This window comes from Escherichia sp. MOD1-EC6819 (genome assembly GCF_002965765.1).
Lineage (GTDB): Bacteria > Pseudomonadota > Gammaproteobacteria > Enterobacterales > Enterobacteriaceae > Escherichia > Escherichia ruysiae.
On the sequence record NZ_PTRG01000028.1, the window covers coordinates 1 to 3407 of the forward strand.

Below are 3407 nucleotides of genomic sequence, written 5' to 3' on the forward strand. Positions count from 1 at the left end.
TTCTCCTTATTTATGTAAGGAGTATTTGATTATATATAAGCTGTGAAAAACAGTTTTGAGTAATAAGGAATTACTCAATTATTGAATATATAGTGCGAATTATTTAGTGCAAAAAACAACGTTATGTGATCTTTCCCTGGGGCTGCCCCCCCTTAATCACCGCTCACCACAAGCAACTAATCACGGTAGTTAATCATGGCTGAACACGATATTACGCCAGAAGTCACCATTTCCAAAACACAGCGCCAGTATCAGGTAGGTTATGTCAGCGCCCGCCACCAGAACAGTAAAACAGGCATGACCACCTATTATTCACGACACCCCAGCCTGCACCTTAAAGGCGACTGGCTCGCTGAGGCGGGATTTGATACCGGGACGGGTGTCACCGTGAAGATCTCGGAGGGGTGCCTGATCCTGATTGCAGAGCGCGACGAGGTGCAGGAACTGAGGAAGGAACTTTATCAGGTTAAACAGGCGGTTAAGGGAATGAAGAGCGGGATATCCGGCGTATTACGCGAGGTATAAAAATAAAAGCCGGGAAGATTTTATAACCTTCCCGGCTTTTTTAAAAATTAAAAATAGATTTCAAGCATTCTTCTATTTCATCTATTTCTTTTTCATCTATTATAATATTAACTGCTTTAGACTTATCCCAGTAAAAAACATTTTCATCAAGAAGTGTTAATGTCAATATATTATCATCAATTGTATATTTCGCCTTTTTAGTTCTAAAACCATAGATCTGGTCATCTGCTTCTATGTAAATAGAATCAGGTTCCCCTTCTAGCTCATCACGACATAACCCTATGTTATGTGGGATGATGCTGTCATCATAATTAAATACAAAACCTAATGAAAAATAACCATCATCGCTATCTTCATTATCAATATCCGTCCTGATAGATATATATATATTATTCATTTCATTTCACATCCTTTAAATCCTTTCCCACCTTTACGAATAGGATGCAAATCATTGCCTTTAAATCTATAAGTGAGGCCAGTAGATTTCTCATGAACAGTAAAGTCTTCGAGCCCCAAATGCTGGGCCATATTTTTTAGGCTACGTTTGCAGAAGTCACATACAGGAAGACCTTCAACAGTTAATACGCCTTTCCCTCCTCGCATACCTTTATCATGAGCCTTCATCATGGCATCAATCTCTGCATGCATAGAATATCTGTCATTATTTGGATATCCCAATCCTGGAAGGGTTTTACCACCGCCTCTAGGTGTACGTTCTGTAGGATTCGAGCCGGTAAAAATCTCACCATTCATTTCGAATGTAACATCTACCGTAGCTAATCCAAGCGGATCGATCCACCCCAGCGGATTCGGTGCATACTGATAGAGATTTAGCCCTCCCGCCAGCCCTATCGGGTCATCGGAACGATCCGGTGCAGGTCACACTTTTTAACACGCTACCGCCCGCGCCGTTTCTGGCTTCCCGGCTATCACCTTTTACTTATTTAACAGCATGTTAACCCAACTTTCCCGACGCGCGTTTTCACGCCCGCTCACCATAGCACCACCACCACCGCCTGTCATTCCGCTTTCCACTAAGTCCGTTTCCGGCACCCCGTGACGGGGGGCCGCCAGGACGCCTCCGGCGGCATGGCGGGGCCACGGCGCGGGGTCTGCGGGTGCGGGCGGCAGAGAGTCCGCAAGCGACGGAACGGCGCTCTGTGGCACCGCTGCCTGACCGGGGGTTGCCTTTGCATGACCACACCTGACCGGGGCGGGCAGCGGTGGCTTGCGAGGCGGGAACGAGTGACGCGCGGCCTTTTTGCGCGGCACGAGCCGCCGCAGCCAGACGACGCCGGGCGGGCATAAAGCCCTTACAAGCGGAGGCCGCCAGGCCGACAACCTCTTACAGCAGGCTGGCCCACGATGACGGGGCCGGACCGGACCACCGGAGCCGCCAGGGATGGCGGCGACTGCGGGGCCACAGAACGGCACCACTGCCAACAGCAGAGCGAAGCTTTGCGCTGCACGGACTGCGGGGCTGAACGCGGGGGCGCCAGACATAATGCGGATTGTGCGAACACGAGCCGCGCGCAGCGGGTCGGGTTCGCCGTCATTGCCACCCGGCGAGAGTGCGCATAATCCCCCGCATTATGTTGAATGACGTTTGCCCCGTGCGCGTGGCCGCATGGGACACGCCTGCCTCCACGGGGCGAACGGCATTTACCCCCGCGCACTCCGCTGGCAGGGGGCAGTCAACCGCCAGGGAAGGCGGGTGTCTGCCCTGCACCTCACCCCACGGCCTCACAGGGATCGCCCGCTAACTTTTCAGGCTGTCCGGCGATGATCACGCTTCCGGCCTGCATCAGCGTCTCCGGCTGCGTTTCCTGCTGACCAGCGCCCGCTCCATCTCTGCGTGATTACGCTCACGCCGCGTCTGCGGCTCTGCCGCCACCTGCGGGCCACGTCGTTCCTGCCATGTCTCGTCCTGCTCTTCCGGGTGCGTCAGCGCGTGAACTTCCTGTAAGTGACCGATGGCTACCCGCGTATAGATCTGCGTCGTCTCCAGCTTCTCATGGCCGAGGATCGCCTGGATATGCCGCGTGTCCGCGCCGTTGTCCAGCATCTGCGTCGCCATCGAGTGCCGGAAGATGTGACACGCCCCCGGCTTGTTGATACGTGCTTTCTCCCGGATGGTTTCCCCGCCGATCTGCGTCAGCGTTCCCCGGCTCAGTCCCTTACCGTGGTACGTCACGAACAGGTGACCGCTGTCGGCGCGTTGCGTCAGGTGAGGCCGCACATCGCGCAGATAGCGCATCACCCACTCCAGCGCCACATGGCCCACCGGAACAACCCGGTCTTTCTTCCCCTTGCCCAGGCGCACGTTCACCACGCCCCGCGTGAAGTCCACGTCACATAACATCAGGTTCGCCACCTCCATGCGCCTGATCCCGGTACTCCATAACACCTCCAGGATCGCCCGGTTACGCAGGCCCAGCGGCTTCTCCGTGTCCAGACTGCCCAGCACCTGCCGCGTCTCCTGCTCGCTGAACACCTGCGCCGGAAGCCGTTTCTCCTCCTTTGGCAGTGTCAGCATCTCCGCCGGACTGTAGAGGATGACGTGGCGTTTCAGCAGCCAGCGGTAGAAGTTCTTCACTGCGCTTAAGCGGTTAAGCTGCCCACCCACCGCCAGCGTGTTACCGTCGGCCTTGCGGTAACTGCGTAAGTGGCGCTGGTACGCTTCCAGCACGGCCAGGCTTATCTGCGGCGCGTACAGCAGGCCGCGCTCCTCGCACCACGTCACGAACGGTAACAGCCGTTCGCGGTAGCCTTCCACGCTGCGCGCGCTGTAGCCTGCGGCTTCCAGGCTTTCCAGCCAGGCGAGCATATGCCGGCGCTGTGTCGTGTGTTCGTTCTGGCGGCTGAGATAAAGGGCTTCCGGC

4 protein-coding genes and 1 pseudogene are annotated in these 3407 nt (G+C 55.2%); 1 reads left to right on the forward strand and 4 read right to left on the reverse strand.

From position 1 onward, the window contains the following. Positions 1-195: 195 nt before the first annotated feature. Complete coding sequence (locus A7Z06_RS21385) at positions 196-525, forward strand: SymE family type I addiction module toxin (protein ID WP_105279580.1); 330 nt, start codon at positions 196-198, stop codon at positions 523-525. A 40-nt stretch (positions 526-565) separates the two neighbouring features. Here the strand turns inward: A7Z06_RS21385 and A7Z06_RS21390 are convergent, their stop codons facing one another. The 4 genes and pseudogenes from A7Z06_RS21390 to xerC all read right to left on the reverse strand — a co-directional run. Continuing rightward, a complete protein-coding gene (locus tag A7Z06_RS21390) occupies positions 566-922 on the reverse strand; it encodes a hypothetical protein (protein WP_105279581.1) in 357 nt (118 codons plus the stop codon). Further along, positions 919-1389, reverse strand: a pseudogene (locus A7Z06_RS21395) (cytidine deaminase-like fold-containing protein); the annotation flags it as partial. The pseudogene A7Z06_RS21395 and the gene A7Z06_RS21390, both read right to left, overlap by 4 nt. Before the next feature lie 72 nt (positions 1390-1461). Continuing rightward, entirely contained in the window at positions 1462-1797 is a 336-nt protein-coding gene (locus A7Z06_RS21405) for a hypothetical protein (RefSeq protein ID WP_236582701.1), read from the reverse strand. Positions 1798-2329: 532 nt separating this feature from the next. Further along, the coding region (xerC, locus tag A7Z06_RS21410) for a site-specific tyrosine recombinase XerC (RefSeq protein WP_105279582.1) at positions 2330-3407 on the reverse strand (1078 nt) is incomplete at its 5' end.